The sequence below is a fragment of the Collinsella aerofaciens genome (assembly GCF_015548375.1).
Lineage (GTDB): Bacteria > Actinomycetota > Coriobacteriia > Coriobacteriales > Coriobacteriaceae > Collinsella > Collinsella aerofaciens_AB.
Genome location: NZ_JADMWW010000001.1, coordinates 1 through 21,507, shown reverse-complemented (window position 1 = coordinate 21,507; position 21,507 = coordinate 1). Strand labels below are relative to the sequence as shown.

Annotated in this window: 14 protein-coding genes and 2 tRNA genes; 15 read left to right on the top strand and 1 reads right to left on the bottom strand. The window is 63.5% G+C overall.

From position 1 onward, the window contains the following. The first annotated feature begins 92 nt into the window (after positions 1-92). The 15 genes from I1969_RS00080 to I1969_RS00010 all read left to right on the top strand — a co-directional run bounded on the left by I1969_RS00080 (position 93) and on the right by I1969_RS00010 (position 21,049). Positions 93-2,210, top strand: coding sequence for a molybdopterin-containing oxidoreductase family protein (locus I1969_RS00080; protein WP_195232022.1), 2,118 nt, complete (start codon positions 93-95; stop codon positions 2,208-2,210). Between the two features lie 76 nt (positions 2,211-2,286). Next, complete coding sequence (gene selA / locus I1969_RS00075) at positions 2,287-3,744, top strand: L-seryl-tRNA(Sec) selenium transferase (protein ID WP_229028167.1); 1,458 nt, start codon at positions 2,287-2,289, stop codon at positions 3,742-3,744. Then, positions 3,741-5,708 (top strand): selenocysteine-specific translation elongation factor, encoded by a 1,968-nt coding sequence (selB, locus tag I1969_RS00070; protein ID WP_195232021.1) that lies wholly within the window; start codon positions 3,741-3,743, stop codon positions 5,706-5,708. The genes selA and selB overlap by 4 nt, the downstream gene beginning before the upstream one ends. A gap of 36 nt (positions 5,709-5,744) precedes the next feature. After that, positions 5,745-5,841 (top strand) — tRNA-Sec (locus tag I1969_RS00065). A 154-nt stretch (positions 5,842-5,995) separates the two neighbouring features. After that, positions 5,996-6,628 (top strand): molybdenum cofactor guanylyltransferase, encoded by a 633-nt coding sequence (gene mobA / locus I1969_RS00060; RefSeq protein WP_195232020.1) that lies wholly within the window; start codon positions 5,996-5,998, stop codon positions 6,626-6,628. A gap of 15 nt (positions 6,629-6,643) precedes the next feature. Continuing rightward, positions 6,644-7,039 (top strand): DUF3343 domain-containing protein, encoded by a 396-nt coding sequence (locus I1969_RS00055; protein ID WP_040358236.1) that lies wholly within the window; start codon positions 6,644-6,646, stop codon positions 7,037-7,039. Between the two features lie 256 nt (positions 7,040-7,295). Beyond that, complete coding sequence (gdhA, locus tag I1969_RS00050; RefSeq protein WP_195232019.1) at positions 7,296-8,651, top strand: NADP-specific glutamate dehydrogenase; 1,356 nt, start codon at positions 7,296-7,298, stop codon at positions 8,649-8,651. A 230-nt stretch (positions 8,652-8,881) separates the two neighbouring features. Then, complete coding sequence (locus I1969_RS00045) at positions 8,882-9,796, top strand: FAD binding domain-containing protein (RefSeq protein WP_195232018.1); 915 nt, start codon at positions 8,882-8,884, stop codon at positions 9,794-9,796. Continuing rightward, complete coding sequence (locus tag I1969_RS00040; RefSeq protein ID WP_195232017.1) at positions 9,796-12,627, top strand: molybdopterin-dependent oxidoreductase; 2,832 nt, start codon at positions 9,796-9,798, stop codon at positions 12,625-12,627. Before I1969_RS00045 ends, I1969_RS00040 begins: the two co-directional genes overlap by 1 nt. Positions 12,628-12,767: 140 nt before the next feature. Next, positions 12,768-12,851: transfer RNA gene (locus I1969_RS00035), tRNA-Leu, on the top strand. A gap of 88 nt (positions 12,852-12,939) precedes the next feature. Beyond that, positions 12,940-14,241 (top strand): trigger factor, encoded by a 1,302-nt coding sequence (tig, locus tag I1969_RS00030; RefSeq protein WP_233547269.1) that lies wholly within the window; start codon positions 12,940-12,942, stop codon positions 14,239-14,241. Positions 14,242-14,403: 162 nt separating this feature from the next. After that, positions 14,404-15,024 carry an ATP-dependent Clp protease proteolytic subunit gene (locus tag I1969_RS00025; protein ID WP_022095182.1) on the top strand — a complete coding sequence of 207 codons (621 nt, stop codon included), beginning with the start codon at positions 14,404-14,406 and terminating at the stop codon, positions 15,022-15,024. A gap of 1 nt (position 15,025) precedes the next feature. After that, complete coding sequence (gene clpX / locus I1969_RS00020; protein ID WP_195232016.1) at positions 15,026-16,441, top strand: ATP-dependent Clp protease ATP-binding subunit ClpX; 1,416 nt, start codon at positions 15,026-15,028, stop codon at positions 16,439-16,441. Positions 16,442-16,727: 286 nt separating this feature from the next. Next, positions 16,728-19,424, top strand: a complete 2,697-nt coding sequence (locus I1969_RS00015; protein ID WP_195232015.1) for a valine--tRNA ligase — start codon at positions 16,728-16,730, stop codon at positions 19,422-19,424. Between the two features lie 281 nt (positions 19,425-19,705). Beyond that, complete coding sequence (locus tag I1969_RS00010; protein ID WP_195232014.1) at positions 19,706-21,049, top strand: bifunctional folylpolyglutamate synthase/dihydrofolate synthase; 1,344 nt, start codon at positions 19,706-19,708, stop codon at positions 21,047-21,049. Positions 21,050-21,282: 233 nt separating this feature from the next. Here the strand turns inward: I1969_RS00010 and I1969_RS00005 are convergent. Continuing rightward, a partial coding sequence (locus I1969_RS00005; protein WP_195232013.1) for a helix-turn-helix domain-containing protein occupies positions 21,283-21,507 on the bottom strand: 225 nt, incomplete at its 5' end.

The window sequence follows — 21,507 nt, the reverse complement described above, 5'->3', positions numbered from 1 at the left end:
CGGGGCGTTGCCGTGCGGGAGGCTTTTTGGGTCTGGGGCTCGTTGCTGGGCTTTTGGCCTGTTGTGTTTGGCTGATGAAAGGGGTAATCGAGATGGCATCTGCTGTGAAGCGTGACGGTCGCGCCGTGGTGACCACATGCGGGGGATGCTATGCCGATTGCGCCTTTGCGGCACGCGTTGAGGACGGTCGCGTGGTGGCCGAGCTGCCGGTGCCGGGGCATCCGTGCGCGGCGCGTGCCCTGTGCGCCCGCGGACGGCATCGCCTGGCAATGCCGTTTGACGAGCGCGACCGGATTTTGCATCCTATGCGCCGACGAGCTGATGGCTCGGGGTTCGATGTGATTTCGTGGAACGAGGCGTTCGCGCAGATCGCTGCGCGCCTTGGGGGGATTGTTGACGGGCATGGTCCGCGCGCGCTGGGCATGACGCTCGGCGTGCCCTCGTTCGACCGCTACTGGGCGTGTCGTTTTATGCATGCGCTGGGCTCGCCCAACGTATACGGTGCAGACGGTGCCTGCGAAGTAAGCCGTCTTACCGGTTGGGAGCACAGCCTGGGCTATAGTCCCGCCTCCGACCTCGCGCACACCGATTGCATCATGTATCTGGGGCGTTCCATTGTCGATTCATCGACGATGGGGGCCGTTGATGCGCTCAACGATGCCCGTCGCCGTGGGACGAAGATTATCGTGGTTGACCCTCGGCGCAGCGGTTCGGCTGCTATTGCCGACCGCTGGCTGCGCGTGCGTCCCGGATGCGATTTGGCCTTGCTGCTGGGCATTGCGCATGTCTTGATTGCCGAGGACCTGTATGACCATGAGTTCGTGACCCGCTATACCACGGGTTTTGACGAGCTGGTGCAGGCGGCCAGTGCTTGGACGCCCGAGTGGGCCGAGTCGATGTGCGACGTGCCGGCCGCAGAGATTGTCGCCACGGCGCGCGATCTCGCTGCCGCCGCGCCTGCCGCTGTGGTGGATGCGGGTTTTCATGGTGGCATCGGTATCGCGTATGCCAATAGCACCCAGACCGCGCGCGCTATCTGCTTGGTCGATGTGCTGCTGGGCTGCATCGGACACGCGGGCGGCGCCCTCAATCCGCCCACGCCGCTTGTGTTGGGCGACCTCGATCCCGCACGCTTTGCGACGCCGCCGGTGCCTCGCGGACCCAAGCTGGGGTCCGAGCGCTATCCACTGGTCGATCCGGTGCGCGGCCTGTGCACGACCATCGGCCAGTCGATTCTTGCCGGCGATTTGCGTGGGCTCATCGTCTATGCCAGTAACCCCGGTGCGGGCTATGGCAATGCACAGGCTTGGTTGAGTATTTTGCAGCAGCTCGACTTGCTCGTGACGATTGATATTCGCTGGTCCGAGACGGCGCGTGCTTCTGATTTCGTGCTGCCCGACGTGACGCATCTGGAGGCCGACCGCGGTGTGGGAACGGTCGTGGGCCGCAACGACGCGCGCGTGTTCTACCGCAACGCCGTGCTGCCCGTGTTGCATGGCGACACGCGTCCCGGTCGGGAGATCTTTGCCGGGTTGGCTGCGGCCTGCGGCGTGGGCGAGTACTTCCAGTTTACGTCTGACGATCTGGCGGCTGCCCAGGTGGCTCCGTTTGGGATCGACCTCACTGCGCTCAAGGAGCGCGGTTGGGCTGACACGGGCGTGCAACTGCCGCCGCGTACGGGCGAGCCTGTGATTCCGCTCGACGGCGGCAAGATTGCGCTGGTAAGCGATGTATGGGAGCGCGCCGGCCTGGGTCGTGTGCCCGGCTGGATTGCCCCGATGGTGGAGCCAGGGCCGGGGATGTTTCGCCTCATTAGCGGCAACCGACCCTTTGAGTCGCACACTTCGCGCAGACTTGCTGCGGCGGGTGCCGCCGAGGCGGGCTCGGATCTGGATGCCGTGCAGATGAATGCCGATGCTGCTGCGCACATGGGCATCGCCGACGGCGAGGTCGTCGAACTCGTGAGCGATATGGGCCGCGATCGCGTGCGCGTGGAGACGACGCCGTATCTGCATCCGGCGTGCATCTTCACCTCGGCCGCTCCCGGCGGGCGTTCGTTTGGCGCCGATGTCGGTGGCGCTCAAGCCTTGGGCGTGGGTCCGCTCGACCATACGCCGTTGCGTTGGGACCCGTTGACGGGCGCTGCGCTCACCCAGGAAAACGCCGTTCGCGTGGAAAAGATCGCGGCACGCGAGGATAATAGCGATTGATTGACTCAGCCGATCGAATTGGCTGATAGTTTGACGTTCGAACGATTGATTCACCTTTGGTTTTGAAAGGTCGCACATGAGCGATAGCCAGAACATGTCCGATGAGGTACGCGCCCGCCTTCGCGCTATTCCTTCCGTCAACGAGCTGCTCGCAGAGTGGCCGGTTGTGAAGGCGGCGGGGGAGACCTGCGACGCGGTGGTGCATGCCGCCGTCACGGCCGAGCTCGACGAGGAGCGCGCCGCGATTCGTGCCGGTGCCGCCCCGCGTTCCAAGCGCGACCTGGCCTCGGCCATCGAGTGGCGTGCGCATCGATCCGCACTGCCGAGCCTGCGCCCTGCCGTCAACGCCACGGGTGTGGTCATCCATACCAACTTGGGTCGCGCCCCGCTCGCGGAGTCGGCGGCAAAGGCCGTGGCCGAGGTCGCGCGTGGCTACAGCACGCTCGAGTACAGCGTGGACACCTGCTCGCGCGGGTCGCGCAAGGAGCACGCCGCGCAGCTCATCCGCTCGCTTACCGGTGCCGAGGACGCGCTGGTCGTTAACAACAACGCCGCCGCTGTGCTGCTGGTGCTGGCGACCCATGCCGCAGGCAAGGAGGTCATCGTCAGCCGCGGCGAGCTTGTCGAGATCGGCGGCAGCTTCCGCATCCCCGATGTCATGGCGGCTTCGGGCGCCAAACTCGTCGAGGTCGGCGCCACCAACCGCACGCACCTGGCTGATTATGAGCAAGCCATCACGCCCGATACGGCGATGATCCTCAAGGTCCATCCTTCCAACTATCGCATCGAGGGCTTTCACGAGGAAGTGGGCTCTCGGGAGCTTGCCGCCCTGGCCCACAAGCATGGTCTGCTGTTCTACGAGGACCAGGGTTCGGGCGCGCTGTTGCCCGACGACATCTTGGTGCGCGGCGGCGAAGAAACCACGCCGGCTTCGGTTTCGGCAGGGCTCGATCTGGTGTCGTGCTCGGGCGATAAGCTTCTCGGTGCCGCACAGGCGGGCATTATCATGGGCCGTCGCGATCTGGTCCAGGCCTGCGGGTCGCATCCGCTTATGCGTGCCCTACGCCCGGGCAAGCTCGCACTGGCGGCGCTCGAGGCTACACTGCGCATCTACATGGATGGGGCGGATGTGGCCCATCGCGAGGTGCCGGTGCTAAACATGCTCACGCTTCCGCAGGCTCATCTGGAGCGCCGCGCACGCAAACTGCGCGAGCTGATGGTGGCGGGCCTCGATAAGGTGGGTTGCCCGCGCGCCGTGCAGGTGGAAATCGTCGAGGAGTCGTCGACTCCCGGCGGCGGTTCGCTGCCTACCGTCGAGCTGCCTACCATGTGCGTTGCCGTGCGCCTCGTCGATGAGCGTCTTTCCGTTGACGCACTCAAGCGCTCGCTCGTCCAAGATTTCGACACGCCGGTCGTCACACGCGCCTCGCACGATCGCGTCCTGTTTGACATGCGTACACTCGTGGGCGACCGCGATATCGAGACGGCGGCTTCGACGCTCGTCGCGTGCGTTGAGAAGGCGATTGCTCGATGAGTGAGGTTCAGGCGCTGGTGGAGTGTCCCGTTATCGTTGGCACGGCGGGTCACGTTGACCATGGTAAGTCGGCATTGATCGAGGCACTGACCGGCAAGAATCCCGATCGTCTGGAGGTTGAGCGCCGTCGCGGTATGACCGTGGAGCTGGGCTTTGGCGAGTTGGCGCTGCCGAGTGGCAAGATCGTCGGCCTGGTCGACGTGCCGGGCCACGCGCATTACCTGCGCGCCATGGTGCAGGGCGCCACGGGCATCGACGTTGCCGTGCTGGTGGTTTCTGCCGTCGAGGGCGTGATGCCGCAGACGCGCGAGCACGTGCACGTGCTGGAGCTGCTGGGCGTTACGCATATGGTGGTCGCGCTGACGATGTGCGACCTTGCCGATGCCGAGATGACCGAGCTTGCCGAGCTCGATGTCGATGACTTTTTGTCGGGTACCGTGTTTGCGGACGCGCCGATCGTGCCTGTGTCGTCCAAGACAGGCGAGGGGATTGAAAGGCTGCTCGCCGTGCTCGACGAGCAGGTTGCCGCTTGCTGGGATGCCTGCCGTGCCCGTGCCGAGCTCACTGATGCCGCGCCGCGTCTGCCGATTGACCGCTGCTTTACGATCAAGGGCGTCGGCACTGTCGTGACGGGAACGTTGCACGATGCGCCGGTTGCGGTGGGCGACGAGTTGATGGCTTTGCCGTCGCGTACGGTCTGTCGCGTGCGCGGGATTCAGGTGCACGGCGATACGCCGCGAGCACTGCCCGGTCAGCGTGTGGCGCTCAACTTGGTGGGCGATGGTGTCGCCGCGCTCGATCGCGGTGAGATGCTCGGCGTGACGGGCCGCTTTGGCCAGACGATGCGCTTTATGATGGCGTTTACGTATTTGGGTCGCGAGGGAGCCAAGCCGCGTGTGCTCGAGTCGGGTGCGCGTGTGCACGTGATGGCGGGTACGGCCGAGGTTGTCGGTCGCATCATGTTCATGGAGGGTGAGGCCCCCATGGCGGTGGGCGAGACCCGTATCGTTCAGGTGCGCTTGGAAAACTCGCTGCCGCTACGTGCCGGGGACCATGCCGTGGTGCTGTCCTATTCGCCCGTGATGCTTGTTGGCGGCGGGCGCGTGCTGCTTTCACGCTGCCGTCGCTCGCGCGAGCTTGCCGAAGGAGAGCGTGCGCTGTATGCGGCGCTCGAGTCCGGCGATATCGCGGGCGGTGTGGGCGCTTGGCTGGCGTTGCAGACGCTGCCGGTTACGGCGGTTAATGCTGCCGAGGCTTTGGATCTTGGTGTCGGCGAGGTCGATGCCGCACTGCGCGGATTGGTGGCGCAGGGCTCCGTTCGCAAGCTTGCCGTGGGTGACGCGGACCTCTTGGCGGACGCCGCGGTGCTCGACGCCGCGATGGATGCCCTTGCGGCGACCCTGTCGGCCATGCACGCGGCGGCTCCCAAGGAGACGGGCTTTACGCCCGGCGCCGTTGCCCATGCTGCGTGGCCTGCCGCTGATGAAGGCGTTGCCGCGGCCCTGATTGCCGAGGGCTGCTCCCGTGGCGTGTGCGCCGCCGAGGGCGCCGAGGTATTCGATCCGCATTCGGCCGCCGCGGCGGCACGCGTGGTGCGAGAGGCTTGCAAGCGCATCGTCGCGCTGCTTGACGAGGCTGGCCTGGATGCACCGGCGCTTCCCGAGGTGGGCGAACAGCTGCAGCTCGGTCGCGACACCATGACGCGTGCCCTGCGCGAGCTTTCGCTCAACCGCTCGATCGTTAAGGTCGAGCGCGACGTTGCCCTGTCCGCTGCCGCCGAGTCCCATGCGCGTGAGCTTGTCGCCGCCGCCATAGAGGCAGCCGGCGGCGCTGCCACCACGAGCGTGCTGCGCGAGGCCCTGGGTGTGTCGCGCAAACGCGCCATCAGCATCTTGGAGCACCTAGATGCCGTGCGCTTTACGGTGCTCGACAAGGATGCCGGCGGCCTGCGCTCCCTGCGCTAGATTGGCTGCTCGGTTTGGTAAAATACCGCCGCACTTGGGAACGGATGGGCTCCGGTGGGCTCCGCGGTCCTCAAAACCGTTGCGAGGCGTGCAAAACGTCTTGGATGTGTTCGATTCACATACGTTCCCGCCATACGCTACCAGCGCTTTTGTGCTCGCGGTCTTGCTGCGTGCCGCAAAGGCGCTGTTTTGTTTTTGCACGAGCTTTTCGTAGTGCCGCTATTTCGGCGGCGGTATTTAGCTTCGTGCACCGGGTTTCGAGCATGCCGATGGGGGTGTTTTGCCGTATGACTACCGTAAGACGGATCGATCTTTCTTGCGTCGTCCAAGCGGGCGGGCTGTCCTCACGCATGGGCCGCGATAAGGCGCGCATGACGTTTTGCGGCGAACCGCTCATCGAGCGCGTGCTGGGTCGGCTGGCGCCAGTTGCCGGCGAGTTGGTCGTGACGACTTCGCGTCCCAGCGAGCTTGCCTATCTTGAGGAGCACGCGTTTGGCGGCCTGGTGCCGCGAATAGTGCCGGACCTTGAGGGGTCGGCGGGTGCCATGCGCGGCATCGCGAGTTCGCTGACTGCGGCCCGGCTGCCGCTCGTGGCGATCGTCGCCTGTGATATGCCGTTTGTCTCGCCGGAACTCATCGGCGCGCTTGCCGATCGTGTTGAGGCCGAGGCGCTCGACGTGTGCGTGCCGCGCGAGGAGCGGGGGATTGAGCCGCTTTGCGCCGTCTGGCGCCGTGACGCTTGTGCGCCGGTTGCCCAAGAGCTGCTTGCCTGCGACCGCCAGCGCATTCGCTGCCTGATCAATCGCGTTCAGGCCGGTTATATGGATGAGCCGCAGATTGTTAAGGCCGCGGGCTCGACGCTCTGCTTCGAAAACGTCAATACGCCCGAGGAGTTTGCGGCGGCCGAGTTACTCGCCTAGACGATTGGAGTTACCATGTCTCACGATATTTGTCCCGACACGGGAGAGCCTTGCACTTGCGATGGTTCCGAGCCCTGTACCTGCGGCTGCGGTGGCTGTGGACATACTGCGGAAGAGGAAGCGGCCGCCGCGGCGTATCGTGAGGCACACCGCGAAGGCCCATCCGGTGATGCCCTCGACCACGAGCGCAAGATTATCGTGTCGTTCGATAGCACCTTCGATGTGATGGAATGCGAACAGCTGTGTCTTGCCGCCGGTGTGCCCGGGCGCATCATGCCACTGCCCGGCTCCATTACCGCAGGCTGCGGGCTGTGCTGGGCCATGCCATTCTCGGGCGATGCGCTCGCCGCCTTCCGAGCCGCCACCGAGGGCCGCATAGCCCCTGCCGACTACCATCAGCTCGTCCTCTAGCCACCACACCACCACAAAGGTGCCTGTCCCCAATGTGGTGGTTTGGAACATGTGGACGAAACAGCTTCGAAACACGCGATTTGCGCGTTGGGCACTCAAAAACGCTTCTACCTGCATCGTAATCAAAACGAAACATCTGCTCGTCGGCTTATGCGAAACTTTGCTGCAACAGTGCGATATTATCCATACTCGATAAAGCTCGCGGCGCATGGGGCGCCTCGAACGACACTTTTCTTTTCCATCAATTGGAGGAAGCATGAGCTACACGCAGAAAGTTCTCGACGAGCTCAAGGCCCGCTATCCCGAGCAGCCTGAGTTCATCCAGGCCGCGACCGAGATTCTCGGCACCATCCAGCCGGCGCTCGACGCCCATCCCGAGTACGAGGAGGCCGCCCTGCTTGAGCGCCTCGTCGAGCCCGAGCGCATCGTCATGTTCCGTGTTCCCTGGGTCGACGACCAGGGCAAGGTTCAGGTCAACCGCGGCTACCGCGTCGAGTTCAACTCTGCCATTGGACCCTACAAGGGCGGCCTGCGCTTTAACCCGACGGTCACCCTGGGCATGCTCAAGTTCCTGGGCCTGGAGCAGATCCTCAAGAACAGCCTGACCACCCTTCCCATGGGCGGCGGCAAGGGCGGTTCCGACTTTGACCCCAAGGGCAAGTCCAACAACGAGATCATGCACTTCTGCCAGTCCTTCATGACCGAGCTCTATCGCCACATCGGCCCCAACACCGACGTTCCCGCCGGCGACCTGGGCGTTGGCGGCCGCGAGGTTGCCTACCTGTTCGGTCAGTACAAGCGCCTGACCAATGAGTGGACCGGCGTCCTTACCGGCAAGGGCCTCTCTTTTGGCGGCTCGCTCGCCCGTACCGAGGCCACCGGCTACGGCCTGGCCTACTTTGTGGACGAGTACCTCAAGAGCCGCGGCGACTCCTTCGAGGGCAAGAACGTCGTCGTTCACGGCTCCGGTAACGTCGCCATCTACGCGGTCCAGAAGGTCTCCCAGCTCGGCGGCAAGGTGCTGGCCTGCTCCGACACCCATGGCTGGGTCGAGGATCCCGACGGCATCGACTACACCGTGCTCGAGCATGTCTACAACAAGAAGCGCTCCGGCCACGACAAGGGCGTTACGCTCGCTATGTATGTCGACGAGAAGCCCAATGCCACGTGGCACGAGGGCGACGGCCGCGGCGTGTGGCAGCTTCCCTGCGATATCGCGCTGCCCTGCGCTCGCGAGAACACGCTGCTGCTCGAGGACGCCCAGGCACTCGTCGCCAACGGCTGCAAGGTGGTCGGTGAGGGCGCGAACATGCCCACGACCATCGAGGCCACGACCTACTTCCAGGAGCACGGCGTCGCCTTTATGCCCGGTAAGGCTGCCAACGCCGGCGGCGTGCTCGTGTCCGGCTTGGAGATGAGCCAGAACGCCGAGCACCTGTCCTGGACCTTCGAGGAGGTCGACGGCAAGCTCGAGCAGCTCATGCGCGGCATGTTCCACAACGTGGACGACACCGCCAAGGAGTACGGCGAGGAGGGCAACTTCGTCATGGGCGCCAACATCGCCGGCTTCCTGAAGGTCGCCGACGCCATGCTCGCTCAGGGCGTCTGCTAATTCTTCGCTCGACATAGCATCGAGGAAGGCTTCCAGTCATCTTGGCTGGGAGCCTTTTCTATCCCGGAGGACTCCTCATAACTTGCGGTGATATACGGACTGTTTAGCGTCCCAGAACGGCTAATCAGTCCGTATATCACCGCAAGTTATGGATGGGTGGGTGGATTTTGTCCTAAAACGGTGTGCGGCTCCTCGTTTGGTACACTTAAAAGTACTGGACAAGTGAAGAGATGGGGGAGAACGTGCTCAAGTTCGGTACCTACGTCCGTGTTGGAAACGCGGCCGAAGCCTATGAGCTCTTACAGAAGAACCGCAACAACAAGATTGTGGGCGGCGGCATCTGGATGCGCCTGGGTTCGCGTCGCGTGGCGACGGCGATTGACCTTTCGGCCTGCGGACTCGATCAGATCGAGGAGACCGAGACCGAGTTTCGCATCGGTGCCATGTGCACCCTGCGCCAGCTCGAGCGTCATGCCGGGCTCAACGTGCTTGTCAACAATGTCTTTGAGTTCGCCGTCCATGACATCGTGGGCGTGCAGCTGCGCAATACCGCCACGGTGGGCGGCAGCATCTACGGCCGCTTTGGCTTCTCGGACGTTCTCTCCGCCTTTCTCGCGCTCGATTCCTATGTTGAGCTGACGGGTGCCGGTCGCGTGCCGCTCGCCGAGTTCGTGGACATGGGCTACGTGCGCGACGTGATCGAGCACGTGGTGGTCGTTAAGCACGAGTACCGCGCAAGCTATGAGGCTGTGCGCAAGGCCGCGACCGACTTCCCCTCGCTCAATGTCACCGCCGCCTGGTGGGACAACAGCTGGCATGTCACCGTGGGCGCCCGCCCGCTGCGTGCGACCCTGCTGCAGGGCGAGGCATGCGGCCTGGTGAACGAGCGGCCTTCCGAGGACGAGCTGCGCTCCCTGGCCGCGTCCGTGCGCGCGCTGAGCTACGGCACCAACATGTGGGGCTCGGCCGACTACCGCCGCCGCATCTCGGCCCCGCTTGCCGTGCAGGCCGTGCGCCGCTCCGCCGGCATCGAGCTTTCGGCCGCGCTTGCCCGCGAGCTCGAGGGCGTGCAAGTGCCTAAGTTTGCCACGGACGAGTATTCCTGCCGCCGCGTGCCCGGCGTCGATTCTAGCGAGGTGCGCTAATGGCTGCCAAACTCATCGTTCTTTCCTTTACGCTCAACGGTCGCAAGGTCAAGGTTCAGATTGCCCCCGACACCATGCTCTTTGCGCTGCTGCGCGAGCAGGGCTGCGCGTCGGTGCGCTGCGCTTGCGAAACCACCAACTGCGGCCTGTGCACGGTGTGGCTTGACGGCGACCCGGTGCTGAGCTGTTCGGTTCCCGCCGCCCGTGTTGAGGGCCACACCATCACCACGCTCGAGGGCCTCAAGGCCGAGTCCGAGGCACTGGCCCGTGCGATGGCTGCCGAAGGCGCCGAGCAGTGCGGTTTTTGCGCCCCCGGCCTCATCATGAACGTGCTGGCGCTTGCCCGCGCCGCCAAGGAGGACCCGAGCCTCGTCGCCACGCGCGAGGAGCTCTCGCGCCAGCTCGCCGGCAACCTCTGCCGCTGCAGCGGCTATGAGAGCCAGCTGCGCGCCATCGTCCGCTTCCTCAACGAGTCTGGCGTGCAGGTGGGCTTTGAGATGCCCGAGCTGCCCATCAACGACACCAGCTGCGACGGTGTTTCCTACAAGCAGATCACCCACAAGCAGCCCAAGAAGGACTCGAAGGCCCTGCTCGAGGGGCGTCCCGTCTACACGGGCGATATGGTGCCCGCCGGTGCGCTCATCGTCAAACTCAAGCGCAGCCCCTATGCCCGCGCCAAGATCCGCTCCATCGATACGTCGCGCGCGCTGAAGGTGCCCGGCGTCGTGGGCGTCTACACCTACGAGGACGTGCCCAAGCGCCGCTTTACCATCGCCGGCCAGAGCTATCCGCAGCCGAGTCCCTACGACCGCCTGATTCTCGAGAACCTCGTCCGTTACCAAAACGAGGAGGTGGCGATCGTCGCCGCCGAGACTGAGGAGGCTGCCGACAAGGCGCTCAAACTCATTAAGGTCGACTATGAGGTGCTCGAGCCGCTGCTCGACTTTACCAAGGCACTCGATAACGACATCGTGGTTCACCCCGAGGGCGACGTGACCTTTATGTTCCCGCAGGGCGGCGACGTTCCGCGCAACCTGGTGTGCAGCGGCACGAGCGACTTTGGCGACCTTGACGAGGCCTTCGCCCAGAGCGACATCGTCTTTGAGCGCACCTACACCAGCCAGGCCACGCAGACCGCACCCATGGAAACCTTCCGCGCCTTCGCGACGACCGACGCGTTCGGGCGTATCTCGGTGACCACCTCTACGCAGGTGCCCTTCCACGTGCGCCGCATGGTCGCGCAGTCGCTCGATATCCCGCAGTCGCAGGTGCAGGTCATTAAGCCGCGCATCGGTGGCGGCTTTGGCTCTAAGCAGACGGGCTGCTGCGAAATCTTCGTTGCGTTCGTCACCCAGCAGACCGGCCGTCCGAGCTACTGCTGCTATACCCGCGAGGAGACCATCACCGCGGGCAACTCGCGCCATCAGATGCAGATGACTGTTAAGCTGGGCGCCATGAACGACGGCACCATCACGGCCATCGACCTGCATACGCTGTCCAACGCTGGTGCGTATGGCGAGCATGCCACCACGACGATCGGCCTTTCGGGCCACAAGAGCCTGCCCATCTACAACCACGTGAAGGCGAGCCGCTTTAGCTGGGACGCCGTCTACACCAATACCAATCGCGGCGGTGCGTATCGCGGCTACGGTGCCACCCAGGGCCAGTTTGCCGTGGAGAGTGCCGTCAACGAGCTCGCCGACATGCTGCACATGGATCCCGCCGACCTGCGTCTTAAGAACATGGTTCACGAGGGCGAGATTATGCCGCAGTACTACAACGAGAAGCTCAACGCCTGCGCGCTCGACCGCTGCCTGCTGCGCGCGATGGACATGATCGACTGGCGCGACAAGCCGCTGGCCGTGGACCTGGGCGACCGCGTGCGTGCTCTGGGCTGTGCGCTCACCATGCAGGGCTCGGGCATCTCCAACGTGGACATCGCCGGCATCGACATGCGCCTGGAAGAGGACGGCTTCATTACCATCGGCACCGGCGCCACCGATAACGGCATGGGTGTCGACACGATCCTGGCGCAGATTGCCGCCGAGGAGCTGGGCGTGGAGAGCTCGCTGATCGTGGTGCGCGGCGTGGACACCGACGTGTCGCCGTTCGACGCCGGCTCGTACGCGAGCTCGGGCACGTATGTGACGGGCCTTGCCGCCAAGAACGCCGCGACTGAGCTGCGCGAGAAGATCTGCGCCAAGGCCGCCCGGATGTGGGACGTTGACGCCGTCGATGTGGTCTTTGATGGCCAGTACGTGCGCCTGTCCGACGAGCGTGCCGCGCGCGAGCAGAACCGTTACCTCACGCTGCGCGACTTTGCCAACCTGTGTGTCAAGAACATCGCCGGCGGCGACGCGCTGACCTCGCACGCCTCTGCCTGCCTGCCCGTTTCGCCTCCGCCGTTTATGGCCGGCATTGCCGAGGTCGAGGTCGACAAGGCCACCGGCAAGGTGACTGTGGTGGACTACGCGGCGGCCGTCGACTGCGGCACTGTGATCAACGAGGCGCTCGCGCGCGTCCAGGCCGAGGGCGGCATTGCCCAGGGCATCGGTCACGCGCTCTACGAGATTGTCGAGCACGACGACCGCGGCCGCCTGCGCACCGGCAACTTTATGAGCTACAAGCTGCCCACGCGCCTGGATATCGGCAGCATCCGCGTGGCCTTTGAGCCGAGCTACGAGCCGACGGGCCCGTTTGGCGCCAAGTCGATCGGCGAGGTCGTCATCAACACGCCGCTCGCCGCCGTTGCCTCGGCCGTGGCGCACGCCACCGGCCATCAGGTTCGCTCGCTGCCGATCACGCCCGAGAAGGCCCTGCTGGGGGAGTAGCGGGTCAGCGAACAAGTCGTAATGGGCGGGGCGGGGTAACTCGCCCCGCCTTTTGTACTCGTGGTGAGGTCGTGAGCCTGTAAAAGGTGTGCGTGCGCTTGCCGTTCGTATCTGCTATCATTCCTAGTCTGTGCGCTCATGCGGGCGTGGCGGAATTGGTAGACGCGCCAGATTTAGGTTCTGGTGGGATTCCCGTGAAGGTTCGAGTCCTTTCGCCCGCACCAACGCACCCGCGTCGGCTTATGCCCTCGCGACTCTTTGTTGCATAAAGGTACCAGCACCTCAGATAAGCTGGGCAGTATGAGGAGGAACGTGTTGAACATCACCGCTTCTGACGTCAAGGACGCCAAGCTCACCGCTACGGTCACCATCCCGGCCGCCGACGTCGACGCCGCGATCAAGAAGGCCTACAAGGACACCGCCAAGAAGTACCGCTTCCCGGGCTTCCGCGCCGGTAAGGCCCCCCGTCCGGTCATCGACTCCGCTCTTGGCGCCGAGGCTACCCTCGCTCAGGCCACCAACGACCTGATCGCCGCCAACGAGCCCGCCGTCCTCAACGAGCTGGACATCGTCCCCACCAAGAGCGGTGACTACAAGGAGCTCGACCTCGCCAAGGATCACGAGGACTACACCTACACCGTCGAGTTCTCCCTGCGTCCCGCCGCTGAGCTCTCCTCCTTCGACGCCGTCGAGATCGAGATGCCCCCTGCGGAGGTCACCGAGTCCGAGATCAACAACCAGGTCGAGATGCTCCTCAACTACCGTGCCACCTTCGAGGACGTCGAGGGCCGCGCCGTCGAGGCCGAGGACTACGTTACCGTCGACCTCAAGGCCGTCGAGAACGCCGACAACTTTGCCGCCGAGGGCCGTATGCTCATCGCCGGTAGCGACAGCAACCCCGCCGAGTTCAACGAGGCTCTGATCGGCGCCAACGTTGACGACGTCAAGTCCGTCACCTGGACCGACGAGGCCGAGGAGGGCGAGGAGGCCGAGACCCACACCGTCGAGGTCACCGTCAAGGGCATCAAGGTCCGCAACACCCCCGAGCTCACCGACGAGCTCGTCAAGTCCGACTTTGGCTTCGACAGCATCGACGCTATGCGCGACGCCATCAAGATCGAGATCGAGCAGGACAAGGCTTCCCGCCTCCCGGCCGAGAAGGAGAACCGTTGCGTCTCCGCTCTCGCCGAGCGCCTGCAGCTCGACGAGATGGACGCCGACTACGAGCAGTCCGTCTTTGAGGAGCTTGGCCAGAACTTCCTGTCCAACCTCGCTGCCCGCGGCATGACGCTGGACACCTGGCTGCCCGCTTCCGGCCTGACCATGGAGCAGTTCATCGGCGACCTGCACAAGCAGGCCAACGACGTTGCCCGTGAGTCCCTGGCGCTCGACGCTCTCGCCCGTGAGCTCAAGATTGAGGTCACCGAGGACGACATCAACGCCGAGTTCGAGAAGGCTGGCGTCAAGGACGTCGAGGCTTCCAAGGCCGAGTTCATCGCCGATGGCCGCATGCCTGCCGTCCGCGAGTCCATCCGTCGCTCCAAGGCCGTCGATCACCTGGTCGAGAACGCCAAGGTGACTGAGGTCGACGAGACCGCCAAGGACGCCGAGTAATTCTCGCCACCTTGCACGCGAGCGCATGTATGTGCCCGTGATGGGGTAAAGTTATAAGCCGGTTATCCGGTTGCTTCGTACGGTGCCAGCCAATGCATAGCATGCGGGCACCGTACGTTTGTCTAGAGCCACTATTGGTCCGTAAGAGAAATGGAGATGCGTATGATCGCTAAGTTCGATTCCGCCCTCGTGCCATACGTTATCGAGCAGACGCCGCGCGGCGAGCGCAGCTACGATATCTATTCGCGCCTGCTCAACGACCGCATCATCTTCTTGGGCGAGGAGATCAACTCCGTCAGCGCCAACCTGGTCGTTGCCCAGCTGCTGCATCTTGAGAGCCAGGATGCCGAGAAGGATATCTCGCTCTACATCAATTCGCCCGGTGGCGAGGTTTACTCCGGCCTGGCGATTCTTGACACCATGAACTTCATCAAGCCGCAGGTCTCCACCATCTGCGTCGGTATGGCCGCGTCTATGGCTGCCGTGCTGCTTTCGGCCGGCGCCAAGGGCAAGCGCTTCTGCCTGCCGCACTCCAAGGTCATGATTCACCAGCCCAGCGGCGGTGCCCAGGGTCAGCAGACCGAGATCGAGATCGTGGCCGAGGAGATCAAGAAGACCCGCCGCGAGCTCAACCAGATCCTGTCCGATGCCTCGGGCCAGCCGATCGAGAAGGTCCAGGCCGACACCGAGCGCGACAACTACCTGACCGCTGCCGAGGCCCTCGACTACGGCCTGATCGACCGTATCGTCACCTCGCGCGATCTCGCCGCGAAGGACGCCTAGGATGGCAGGAAACATGCAGGACAACTTTGACGAGAATGGCAACCCCATCCGCTGCTCCTTCTGCGGAAAAGAGCAGGGGCAGGTTCGCCGCCTTGTAAAGGGTCCGACCAACATCTTTATCTGCGACGAGTGCGTTGCCGCCTGCTCCGAGATCCTTGAGGAGTCGCTGGCTTCGGACTTTATGGACGCTGCCCGCAACGGCAAGCTGCCGGGCTTCCTCAACGACCACGGCCAGGCTGCCGGGCAGCCTGCCGTGGATCCCGAGGCCGAGGGCTTTGAGCTCGAGGACGATGCCCGCCAGGTCATTACGCATGTGCCGACGCCGCACGAGATCTATGACGAGCTTTCGGCCTATGTTATGGGCCAGGAGGACGCCAAGCGCGCCATGTCGGTGGCCGTGTACAACCACTATCGTCGCGTGATCGAGGGCGGCGCCGCGGTGTCTGCCTTTGACGAGGCTGACGGCATGGGCGGCCAGCTCGACGATGATATGGACGAGGTGGAGCTCGCCAAGTCCAATATTCTGCTGCTCGGTCCCACCGGTACCGGTAAGACCCTGCTGGCCCAGACGCTCGCGCGCATCCTCGAGGTGCCGTTTGCCATTGCCGACGCTACCGCGCTCACCGAGGCCGGTTACGTGGGCGAGGACGTGGAGAACATCCTGCTTAAGCTCATCAATGCCGCCGATGGCGACATCGAGCGCGCGCAGGTGGGCATCATCTATGTCGATGAGATTGACAAGATTGCCCGCAAGGCCGAGAACCTCTCCATCACCCGCGACGTTTCGGGCGAGGGAGTTCAGCAGGCGCTGCTTAAGATCCTTGAGGGCACGGTGGCAAGCGTTCCGCCCACCGGCGGCCGCAAGCATCCCCAACAGGAGCTGCTGCAGATCGACACGACCAACATCCTGTTCATCTGCGGCGGTGCCTTTGTGGGTCTGGACAAGATCATTGCCGACCGCGTAGGCAACAAGGGCGTGGGCTTTAACTCCGAGATCGCCGGCCCCACCTCGGTCGACGAGAACGACCTGCTGCGTCAGGTGCTTCCGCAGGACCTCAACGCCTTTGGCATGATCCCCGAGTTCGTGGGCCGTACGCCTGTCGTCACCCAGACGCAGGCGCTCGACGAGGACGACCTGGTGTCGATCCTGACCGAGCCCAAGAACGCCGTGGTGCGCCAGTACCGCAAGATGTTCCAGCTCGAGGACGTTGAGCTTGAGTTTGAGGACGCCGCCCTGCACGAGATCGCCCGCATGGCGCTTGCCCGCAAGACCGGCGCCCGCGGCCTGCGATCCATTTGCGAGGACGTGCTGCAGCAGACAATGTTCGACCTCCCCAGCGAGGAAGGTGTCGCCAAGGTCATCGTGACCGAAGCCTCCGTTAAGGGCGAAGAGCAGCCCCAACGCATCTACGGCTAGACCTGCCTAAAACCTGTTTGCAAATAGCCTCCGACCACCCGCGGCCGGAGGCTATTTTATATATACGCAATAACCCCAACTACCTGTGTTATTCTGTGTGGTTGTTTAAGCCTCAGCGAAGTCATATCAGACTGAAGTAATCGATACCTAAGGGGAGGAATGTAGGCCCGATTTTCGTAGATTCCGCACGAGCCGAAGACCACTTAATGTGGTCTTCGAGCGAGCCCAGGACCTGACCGAGCGAAAATCGGGCCTACATTCCTCCCCGGCGGGACGGGAGAGATATATGGAAGAAATGCCCAAGAATTACGATCCGTCGACCAACGAGCCGGCGATCCTGCAGAAGTGGCTCGACGGCGGCTACTACAAGCGTCGTGAGGGCGTGGGCGACTGCACCGTCACCATTCCGCCTCCCAACGTTACCGGCAAGCTTCACATGGGTCACGCCACCGACGACTCCATCCAGGACGCCATCATTCGTATGGCCCGCATGCGCGGCAAGTCCACGCGCTGGGTGCTCGGAACCGATCACGCCGGTATCGCCACGCAGACCAAGGTCGACAAGAAGCTCAAGAGCGAGGGCATCAGCCGCCTGGAGATCGGTCGCGACAAGTTTGTTGACGCCTGCTGGGATTGGACCCACGAGTACGGCGGCATCATCGTCGAGCAGATCAAGCGCATGGGCTGCTCCGTCGACTTCGATAACGAGCGCTTTACCATGGACGAGGACTACGCGCAGGCTGTGCGTAAGGTCTTTTGCGACTGGTACCACGACGGCCTGATCTACCGCGGCAAGCGCATCGTCAACTGGTGCCCCAACTGCACCACCGCCATTTCTGACGACGAGGCCGAGTACAAGGACGAGAAGGGCCACCTGTGGCACCTGCGCTACCCGCTGACCGAGCCGGTTAACGGCCAGGACTACATCGTCGTCGCCACCACGCGCCCCGAGACCATGCTCGGCGACACGGGCGTCGCCGTCTCCCCGAAGGACCCCGAGAAGGCTGCCTTTGTGGGTAAGACCGTCAAGCTCCCCATCGTGGACCGCGAGATTCCTATCTTTGAGGATTGGCATGTCGACGCCAACTTTGGCTCCGGCTTCGTCAAGGTTACCCCGGCTCACGACCCCAACGATTACGCCATGGGTCAGGCCCACGACCTGCCGCAGATCAACATTTTCGACGAGCACGCGGTGGTCGTCGAGGGCTATGGCGAGTTTACCGGCATGACCCGCGAGGAGTGCCGCGAGGCCGTCATTAAGTGGTTCGAGGAGCATGACCTTCTCGATCACGTCGAGGATCACGACCACTCCGTCATGCACTGCTACCGCTGCGACGCTGCGCTTGAGCCGTGGCTGTCCGAGCAGTGGTTCGTCGCCGTCGACAAACTCAAGGGGCCGGCGCTCGACGCCGTCAACTCCGGCAAGGTGACCTTCCACCCCGCGCGCTGGACGCAGACCTACACCACCTGGATGGAGAACCTCAAGGACTGGTGCATCAGCCGCCAGCTGTGGTGGGGCCACCGCATCCCCGTGTTCTACTGTGAGGACTGCGGCTGGGAGGACGCCCTTACCGAGGACACCGACGTGTGCCCCAAGTGCGGCGGCCATCATGTGCATCAGGACGAGAACGTGCTGGACACCTGGTTCAGCTCTCAGCTGTGGACTTTCGCCACGCAGGGCTGGCCGCAAAAGCCGGAGCTGCTCGAGGGACATCATCCCACGACGGCGCTCGTCACCGCGCGCGACATCATCGCGCTGTGGGTCGCCCGCATGGTCATGAGCTCGCTGTATTTCCTGGACGAGGTGCCGTTTAAGGACGTCGTCATCTACCCGACGATCCTGGCCAAGGACGGCAGCCGCATGTCCAAGTCCAAGGGCAACGGCGTTGACCCCATGGACCTCATTGGCATGTACGGCGCCGATGCCATGCGCTACAACCTGCTCACGCTGTGCACCAACAACCAGGACGTCAAGTTCGATGCGAACATCGATAAGAAGACCAAGAAGCTCATCGACAGCCCGCGTACCGACCAGGCCAAGTCGTTTGTGACCAAGATCTGGAACGCCAGCCGCTTCCTACTCATGAACATGGAGGGCTACACGCCCGGCGAGCCCGTCGTCGAGACGCCGGCCGACGCTTGGATGTTCAGCCGCTTGGCCAAGGCCGTGAAGATGGTCACCGAGGGGATTGAGAACTATACCTTTGGCGATATGGCCCGCGGCGCGCAGCAGTTCTTCTGGAACGAGGTCTGCGACTGGTACGTCGAGGTCACCAAGGCCCGCCTGAAGGGCGAGGGCCGTCTGCAGGCTCAGCGCAACCTGATCTTTGTACTCGACACCTCCATTCGCCTGATGCACCCGCTCATGCCGTTTGTCACCGAGGAGATCTGGGACAACATGCCGGCGAGTGTGCTCGATCTGGACGCCGAGGGCAACGTGAACCGCGCCGAGGCGCTCATGATCGCCAAGTGGCCCGAGCCCGCCGACTACGCTAAGTATGTTGACGAGGACGCCGAGCGCGCGTTTGAGCTGTGCCGCGCCGTCGTTTCCGCCGCCCGCGCCACGCGTTCGCGTTATCGCTTGAGCCCCAAGGCCGAGCTCGACGTGGTCGTGCGCGCCGGTGCCGAGGACATCGAGAAGCTCGAGAGCCTGCGCTCCACGATTGAGCCGCTGGCCAACACCGCCTCGCTGGTCATGGGTACCGACGTCGAGAAGCCGGCTGCGAGCATTGCCGTGGTCGACAGCGGCGTCGAGGTCTTTGTGGTGCTCGAGGGCAAGGTTGACCTTTCGGCCGAGAAGGCGCGCCTGGAGAAGGAGATCGCCGCGGCCCAGAAGGAGCTCGCCGGCTGCGAGAAGACACTCGCCAACGAGGGCTTTGTGGCTAAGGCCGCGCCCGCGGTGGTCCAGAAGAAGAGGGACCGTGCAGCTGAGCTCAAGGAGATCTTGGCGGCGCTGACTGCTCAGGTTGCAGACTTCTCGTAGTTCTTACTGAGGGGCGCGTCCCGACGCTTTGCTCGCTACTGCGGACAGTCCTGCGCAAGACGGACAGCACATTAAGTGCTGTCCTTTGCGTGCGGAACTTGTATCGAGCAAAGCGTCGGGCCGCTCCTAGTGCGGTTACATGGCTGCTTGCAACTGGTAGGTTAGGGCCACCTGGTTGTGGCCTTGATCTTGCTGCAAGCGGATAAAGTCTGATATTGTCAACGCGAGGGGCTCATTCTTTTTGGTGGGCCTCTTTTTCTGTTATTGGGGGACTTTGGGTTATGGCTAAGCGTTCTGGGTCGTATGTCGTTCCTTTCTCGTTTGAGTTGCTTTCGTTTGGTGAGGCTGTTGGGCTGGCTGCCGATACGGGGCGGATTTCTGGGGATGCTGGTCCTCTGCTCGAGACGGTTGTCGATATGCTCGATGAGTTGGGGCGTCCGGACGAGTATTTCGATTGCATTCAGGTTGCCGGTACCAATGGCAAGACTTCGACTACGCGTTTTTCGGCTGCTATTCTTCGCGGCGAGGGGCTCAAGACCGCGCTGTATACGTCGCCTCAGCTGGTGCGCTATCCCGAGCGCATGGAGGTTGACGGGCGCGTTGTGAGCGATGAGGCGTTTGCCCGTGGCGTTTCGGCCGCTGTTGAGGCGGGGCATCGAGTGAATGCCCGTCGTGTGGCGGCGGGGGAGCGCGCCTATACCATCACGCCGTTTGACCTGCTGACGGCTGCTGCACTGGTGGTGTTTGCCGAGGCTTGCGTGGACGTGGCCGTGCTTGAGGTCGGCATGGGCGGACGCTGGGATGCTACGAGTGCGACCGATCCTGTCGCCGTGGCCATTACAGGCATTGGGCTCGATCACACACGTATTTTGGGCGATACGCTCGAGGCCATTGCGGGGGAGAAGGCTGCGGTCATTAAGCCCGGACGCCTGGTTGTGCTGGGCGAGGGCACGCATGAGGCGAGCGTTCAGCGCGTGATGGATGCCCGTTGTCGAGAGTGCGGCATTGTGCCGCTCGTGGTGAGGCATGCCACGACTAAGGTGCCGGTGCATGTGGGCGACACGGTTGAGTTTAGCTGCACCACGCCACGTGCGATCTATACGTCGAGCATGGTCAAGCCGGCCTATCAGCCGCAGAATGCCGCGTGCGCGATTATGCTTTGCGAGGGGTATCTGGGTCGCGAGCTCGACCACGATGCGCTGGATGCATCGCTTATGGGTTGCCCCACACCGGGTCGTTTTGACGTGCTGGGGACCGATCCGCTTAAGCTGATTGACGCCTGTCATAACCCCCAGAGCTGCGAGAACTTTGTGAGCGCGCTGGACGAGATTGATCCGTGCGTGGAGAATCGCCCCACGCTGCTGTGCGCCGCGCTGGCCGACAAGGACGTGGCGGGCATCGTCGACGTGCTGATCCCGGCTTTCCCGCGCGTGGTCGTGACCCAGACCGATTCCGATCGCGCCCTGCCGGCGGAGGAGCTCGCCGCACTTGTGGACGCTGACAAGCTTGTTGGCGTGTACCCCAGCGTGTCCGAGGCCCTCGCGGCCTTCGATGCCGCAGACGAGCCTTTCGTAGCTGCCGGCACCATCACCCTAGCCGGCGAAGTAGCCGGTCTGCTCCGCTAACCCATCCCCTCATCAGTTGCGGTGAAATACGGACTGTTTTACAAGCCAGAGGCCTCAAACAGTCCGTATATCACCGCAACTCAAAAGCAGCCAATTTGGGACGGGGCTTTTTTAGCTGCCCTGTGCCCCGAGTTGACTCGCTTGCCACGAAATTGGCCTATCTACTACGTTTGACCGGTTACCCTCGACCACACGGAACATTGCGAAATTGAAACCGACGCTCCTATAAGTTGTCAAGAGGCAGTTTGCGGGAGCGCTCTCTCCAATTCGCACAGGAGCTCGTAATACCTCCTCTCCAGTTTCGTCGACCGCCGTTTCCCCCGTTCCAAGTGCCCGAGTGTGGCTGCGGACAGGCCGAGCTCCGCGGCGGCTTTCTTCTGAGTCACCCGCATCGCCTTGCGCATCTTCGCGAGCTCGGGGCCTTCCGGCGCGGCGCCGTCGGGGTTCGGGTCCATGAG

Bases quoted from the DNA above. Each gene is read 5' to 3' on its own strand.
- selA (WP_229028167.1), top strand. From the start codon at position 2,287: ATGAGCGATAGCCAGAACATGTCCGATGAGGTACGCGCCCGCCTTCGC.
- mobA (WP_195232020.1), top strand. From the start codon at position 5,996: ATGACTACCGTAAGACGGATCGATCTTTCTTGCGTCGTCCAAGCGGGC.
- I1969_RS00055 (WP_040358236.1), top strand. From the start codon at position 6,644: ATGTCTCACGATATTTGTCCCGACACGGGAGAGCCTTGCACTTGCGAT.
- clpX (WP_195232016.1), top strand. From the start codon at position 15,026: ATGGCAGGAAACATGCAGGACAACTTTGACGAGAATGGCAACCCCATC.
- gdhA (WP_195232019.1), top strand. From the start codon at position 7,296: ATGAGCTACACGCAGAAAGTTCTCGACGAGCTCAAGGCCCGCTATCCC.
- selB (WP_195232021.1), top strand. From the start codon at position 3,741: ATGAGTGAGGTTCAGGCGCTGGTGGAGTGTCCCGTTATCGTTGGCACG.
- I1969_RS00025 (WP_022095182.1), top strand. From the start codon at position 14,404: ATGATCGCTAAGTTCGATTCCGCCCTCGTGCCATACGTTATCGAGCAG.
- I1969_RS00015 (WP_195232015.1), top strand. From the start codon at position 16,728: ATGGAAGAAATGCCCAAGAATTACGATCCGTCGACCAACGAGCCGGCG.
- I1969_RS00040 (WP_195232017.1), top strand. From the start codon at position 9,796: ATGGCTGCCAAACTCATCGTTCTTTCCTTTACGCTCAACGGTCGCAAG.
- I1969_RS00010 (WP_195232014.1), top strand. From the start codon at position 19,706: ATGGCTAAGCGTTCTGGGTCGTATGTCGTTCCTTTCTCGTTTGAGTTG.
- I1969_RS00080 (WP_195232022.1), top strand. From the start codon at position 93: ATGGCATCTGCTGTGAAGCGTGACGGTCGCGCCGTGGTGACCACATGC.
- I1969_RS00045 (WP_195232018.1), top strand. From the start codon at position 8,882: ATGGGGGAGAACGTGCTCAAGTTCGGTACCTACGTCCGTGTTGGAAAC.